This window comes from Mycobacterium sp. (assembly GCF_032159765.1).
In the GTDB taxonomy this organism is placed as follows: domain Bacteria; phylum Actinomycetota; class Actinomycetes; order Mycobacteriales; family Mycobacteriaceae; genus Mycobacterium.
Map to the genome: position 1 here is coordinate 1 of NZ_JAVHWM010000127.1, position 5,168 is coordinate 5,168.

At 62.9% G+C, this 5,168-nt stretch carries 7 protein-coding genes and 1 tRNA gene; all 8 read left to right on the forward strand.

The window, feature by feature from the left end:
• Positions 1-323 (forward strand): S1C family serine protease (locus QOH60_RS14050; protein WP_526421283.1); only part of this gene is annotated, 323 nt, incomplete at its 5' end.
• 4 nt (positions 324-327) lie between these two features.
• A complete protein-coding gene (locus QOH60_RS14055) occupies positions 328-882 on the forward strand; it encodes a YceI family protein (RefSeq protein ID WP_526421285.1) in 555 nt (184 codons plus the stop codon).
• A gap of 105 nt (positions 883-987) precedes the next feature.
• Entirely contained in the window at positions 988-1,254 is a 267-nt protein-coding gene (locus QOH60_RS14060; protein WP_526421287.1) for an ANTAR domain-containing protein, read from the forward strand.
• A gap of 43 nt (positions 1,255-1,297) precedes the next feature.
• On the forward strand, positions 1,298-2,104 hold the full coding sequence (locus QOH60_RS14065; protein ID WP_526421289.1) for a TIGR03621 family F420-dependent LLM class oxidoreductase: 807 nt from the start codon (positions 1,298-1,300) through the stop codon (positions 2,102-2,104).
• A 28-nt stretch (positions 2,105-2,132) separates the two neighbouring features.
• Positions 2,133-2,205: transfer RNA gene (locus tag QOH60_RS14070), tRNA-Arg, on the forward strand.
• A gap of 63 nt (positions 2,206-2,268) precedes the next feature.
• Positions 2,269-2,790, forward strand: a complete 522-nt coding sequence (locus tag QOH60_RS14075) for a VOC family protein (RefSeq protein ID WP_526421291.1) — start codon at positions 2,269-2,271, stop codon at positions 2,788-2,790.
• 159 nt (positions 2,791-2,949) lie between these two features.
• Positions 2,950-3,774 (forward strand): histidine phosphatase family protein, encoded by an 825-nt coding sequence (locus QOH60_RS14080; protein WP_526421293.1) that lies wholly within the window; start codon positions 2,950-2,952, stop codon positions 3,772-3,774.
• A gap of 189 nt (positions 3,775-3,963) precedes the next feature.
• Positions 3,964-5,168, forward strand: a 1,205-nt coding sequence (locus QOH60_RS14085) for a PE-PPE domain-containing protein (RefSeq protein WP_526421295.1), incomplete at its 3' end; no start/stop codon positions are given.

Below are 5,168 nucleotides of genomic sequence, written 5' to 3' on the forward strand. Positions count from 1 at the left end.
TCGATCAAGCCAAGCGCATCGCCGACCAGCTCGTCACCTCCGGCAAGGCCACGCACGCGTCACTCGGCGTACGGGTCGGAAGTGATGCGACCACGCACGGTGCCAGGATCGTGGGCGTCACCGGCGATGGCCCGGCCGCGTCGGCCGGCATCCCAAGCGGAGCCGTGGTCACCAAGGTCGACGAGCGCGCGATCGACAGCGCTGACGCGTTGGTGGCCGCGGTCCGATCCAAGGCGCCCGGAGACAAAGTCACGCTGACCTATCAGGATCCTTCCGGCGCGACGAAAACCCTCTCGGTGACGCTGGGAACTGCTCCGCAGTAAGACGATGGCCCAGAAATCAACGTGGGCATTGGATGCCTCGGATGGTCAGCTGGTGATCAAGACCGGCGTCAGCGGGCGTGCCGCGCGGATGGGCCACCGACTGACCATCGCGCTGAATTCCTGGCGCGCGGAGGTCAATTGGACGGGCGACGAGCCGTCGTCGGTGGATCTGGCCATCGATGTCGGTTCGCTGGAGGTCCTGCGCGGGGACGGCGGGGTCACCCCGCTGTCGGGGCCCGAGAAGGCGTTGGCCCGGTCCAATGCGTTGAAGTCGCTGGGCGCGGACCGGTTTCGGACCATCAGCTTCCGCGCTGACGTGGCGGAGCCGTCGTCGGACGGGTACCGCCTCACAGGAACTCTGGAGATCCACGGGGTGAGCCGTCGCCGAGTCGTGGAGCTGAGGGTCGACGACCTCGGCGATTCGTGGCGGATGACATGCGAGGCGCAGGTCCGCCAGTCCGAGTTCGGCGTCAAGCCGTATTCCATGTTCATCGGCGCCATGAAGGTTTCCGACGACGTGACGGTCATGTTCGAAGCGGCTCGGGCCAAAGACGGCTGAGCCATTGTTACCGGGTGGCCAACTGCCCGAGTATTTTTCGCCACGCCGGTTCAGATGCTTGCAGCGACGGGTATGAAGGAATACAACGGGTGTTAGGAGGAAATCGTGTTCAGTACAACGCATCCCGCAGCAAACAAGCGAGCCACCGGCGCCCGAATCCTAGATCGCGCCGAGGGCGTCTTGGTCGGACTACGGCGATGCCGGGTCGAAGACGCTTTCGACGAGATTGTCTCGATTTCCCGTGAGCAGTCGGTGCCGCCGATCCGGGTCGCTCAGGCTCTCATCGAGTTGGCCGAAGGCGGCGAACCCGCCGACCAGCACGCGGGAACAATCGTGCGCCGCACCTGGGGACACCTGCTGGCTGCGTCGTAGGCCACGGCCGAGCCCACCCAGCGCTCGAATAGCATCGGAGTCCATGGCCAGAGACTTCCGATTCGGCGTCGGGTTGTTGCCGAAGACCTCCCGCTCGGCGTGGCAAGAAGCGGCCCGCCGCATGGAGAGCTTCGGCTACGACATTCTGCAGGTTCCCGACCACCTGGGCGCCCCGGCTCCGTTCCCGGCGCTGGTGTCGGCGGCCGAGGTGACGACGATGCGGTTGGGCACATTCGTGCTGAACGCGGGGTTCTACAAGCCGGCGCTGCTCGCGCGCGATGCCGGCGCGGTGGACGAGTTGAGCGACGGCCGTTTTGAACTGGGCCTGGGCACGGGCTATGTGAAAGAAGAATTCGAACAAGCTGAATTGCCTTATCCCACCGCCGGACAACGGGTCGATTACCTCGAGCATGTGACGGCCTACATGCAGGCGCACCTTAGCCACGTCCCGATCATGATCGCCGGCGCCGGTAACCGCGTGCTGACGATCGCAGCGCAGCGCGCGCAGATCGTCGCTATCGCGGGCGGGCGCGACGTCGACGAAGTCGGCGAGCGCATCGAGTTCGTCCGGCAGGTGGCGGGCGACCGCTTCGACGAGCTCGAGCTGAACCTCGCGATCATCGGCGTGCCCCGCAACGGCAGCGGCAAACCGAGCCTGTCGCTGGCTCGCCGCTCGTTCCCGGACGCTCCCGAGGAGGAGTTGTTGAAGCTGCCCGGGGTGCTGTCCGGAACGCCACGAGATATCGCGGACACGCTGCGTCACCAACGCGATGCCTACGGTCTGACGTACTTCAGTGTGCAGGAGCACCTTGCGGAGAGCTTCACGAAAGTAATCGAAGAGCTCCGCTGAGCGCTGCGGGTAAGCTCCGAGCCGGTCCGCCCTCGTAGCTCAGGGGATAGAGCACGGCTCTCCTAAAGCCGGTGTCGCAGGTTCGAATCCTGCCGGGGGCACTGTGAGCTAGCCGGACCGTCACCTATTCGACCCACTCGAAGAGGTCGCCTATCCTGCGCGTTTTGTCCGATATCACCGCTCCCGATGGCAGCATTGAGGCCGTGGAGACCCAACTCGACCGTCCTGACTCAGTGGGCCTAAGCCATCTTGGACTGTCGGTGTCGAACCTTGAGCGGAGTATCGGTTTCTACGGCGACGTGCTTGGAGCAACGCTGGCGCGCACACCGTACGACGGCGACAGTCCGGCGTTTTCCGGTTGTATGGCCGTCGTGATAATTGGTTCCCTGATTCTGGATCTCTTTGAGCACAGCGCTAACGGAGGTCTCCAGTTCGACCCAACCTCCACCGGTTTAGACCATCTCGCGCTTGTTACGCAGTCATCCGAGGATCTTCAACGATGGACGCGTTGGCTCGACCTTCAGAAGGTCCAACACTCGGAAATTCGGACCGCTCAGGGGATGGGCTTGATGTTCGATTTCGCCGATCCCGACGGCATCCAATGGGAGTTCCTCTATCTCGACCCAGAGAAGCTCCAGCAATTGGAAATCTACTCGGACGTCGCTGAATCACGAGAGACCGTCTGAGGCTACGGTCAACTTGGGCTGACAAATCCTCCCGGCCACGAGAACAGATATCTTCGCTCTTGAATGGACGCACGACGATCGAAGAGAACGCTCTGATCATCACGGACGACGTGCCATAACGTCAGCGGAATCACTGCCGGTCACTTAGGGGGGATTGACATGGCGATGCCCAACGAGCTCGTCTTCGTTCGGCATGGTCAGTCAGAAGCGAACATCGTGCAGCACGCCGACAAGACGGGACGATTGCACGATATGCAGGACGCGATCAACGCGAGACCAGACTGGGAGCAACGCCTGTCTAGCCTCGGGATCAAGCAGGCGAAACTGGCCAAAGCGTGGATAGACGAGAATCTCGGTGGCGCCAAGTCGTTCGACCTACGGTATTTCTCACCGTTCTTGCGGACCCGCGAAACCGCTGCATACGTCGGCGGCACGGACTGCGGCGACTGGATCATCGACGACCGTGTCGTCGAACGCAGTTGGGGAGTTTACGGAGCGCTGCCGCGCGCGGAGCGCGAGCAGGTGTTTGCGCGGACCGAGACGATGTACCGCCAATCACCTTGGTACACAAAGCTGGATGGCGGCGAGAGCCGTTATGAAGTCAGCGACCGGTTTCGCGACTTCCAAGGCACATTGCATCGCGAGGCAGGTGGCCTGCGGGTGCTCGTTGTGACGCACGGGGACTTCATGGGAATCGCACGGTACAACATTGAACGGATGTTGCCCGAGCAGTTTGAAGCCGTCGAGAACGACAGATCGCAGATCCTGACCAACTGCGCAATCCTGCACTACTCGCGGGTGAATCCGACAGAACCATGCGACGTGCGCGAAAAGCTGAGCTTCCGGCGGATGATCAACGCAACGGACATAGCGTCGTCACCGTTTGGCGGAGATTGGATTGAACTGCCGCCCCGGCCGATGTACAGCGGTGCCGAATTGTTGACTCAGACAGAACGTGCACCGCGTTTGATACCTGACGAGTGAGTTCTCAAACCTGTTCGGGCTCACAGCTATTGCACAGAATGCGCGACTAAGTACCCGCGCATCGAGTCCACGCAAGATCGCAGTAGCACGCTACTGAGCTCACCCACCCTTACGCGCGCGACGATTCGTGTCGCGAAGCTCGACACCGGCACGAGGTGGCCGTCCTTCGCCCGCAGGGAAGGAAGGACGATGAGCAATGCAAAATACGCCGCCAAACCCCTGACGATGACGATCGCAGTCGCAGCGGTGGCGTTGACGGCCACGGTCTCGACGGTGTCCCCGGCCGTGAAACTCTCTGCCGATTCGACCGCTCTGATCATGGGCGGCACGAGCGTCCCGACGCCCGACGACGCCTACATCGACATCGTCAAGAGCCACTACATCGCGCCCACTCATCCGGGCCAGGACATCGACTATGTCCCGCTGACCACGCCCGAGGAAGGGCGGCTTCTCACCGGGGCCATACGCTTGGCCGGGTTCGCGCTCGGGCCTCCAAGCGTGTGGGGGCCGGGCGGCTCGGGGTGGCCGAAGGAGCCGTGGTGGAAACTCTCCGGGCTGTTCGACCGCACTTACGATCAGTCGACCGAGGAGGGTGTCGTCGATCTCGAGAAGGCCATGGCCGACCACGGCAACGACCACCTGGTGATCTACGGCTACTCGCAGGGCGCGATGATCGAAACCCGGGAGAAGCGCATCCTCGCCGCGCAGTACCCGACACGAGCCGGCGCCCCCGATATCGACTTCGTCCTGAGCGGTGACCCCAATCTGCCCAACGGCGGCATTTTTGCCCGCTTCCCGGATCTGCACATCCCGGTCATCGGTTTGTCGTTCAACGGCGCGGAGCCGACCAACAGTCCATTCGACACAGTCGTCATCACCCGGCAGTACGACGGCCTGGCCGATTTTCCTCTGTACCCGCTCAACGTCGTCGCCGACCTGAACGCGCTGCTCGGCGTCTTCTACGTGCACTTGAACGACTTGGACGCCAGCCTGTCGCCAGATCCGTCGTCGTCGACGCTTGAGAAGCGCACCTACGGCGACACCACCTACTATTTCTCTCCGACTCAGCACCTACCGCTATTCGGACCATTACGCACCCTGGGTGTCCCCGAGCCATTGATCGACATTGTCGAGCCGGTGTTCCGGACGATTGTGGAACTGGGCTACGACCGCACGATTTCGCCTGGGGAGCCCACCCCGGCGCGGCTGATCCCGCGAATCGACCCGGCGAAGGTGATACACGATCTCGTCGCGGCGGTCGGCGAGGGCGTCAACAACGGCCTGACCCTCATCGGTTCAGGCGCGTCGTCGACGAGTTCCACGATGGCCCGCGCCGCGGCACAGCCATCGGCGGATGCGGCACCGAAAACCGCGAACGCCGGCATCTCCAAGGT

Bases quoted from the DNA above. Each gene is read 5' to 3' on its own strand.
- QOH60_RS14055 (WP_526421285.1), top strand. From the start codon at position 328: ATGGCCCAGAAATCAACGTGGGCATTGGATGCCTCGGATGGTCAGCTG.
- QOH60_RS14065 (WP_526421289.1), top strand. From the start codon at position 1,298: ATGGCCAGAGACTTCCGATTCGGCGTCGGGTTGTTGCCGAAGACCTCC.
- QOH60_RS14080 (WP_526421293.1), top strand. From the start codon at position 2,950: ATGGCGATGCCCAACGAGCTCGTCTTCGTTCGGCATGGTCAGTCAGAA.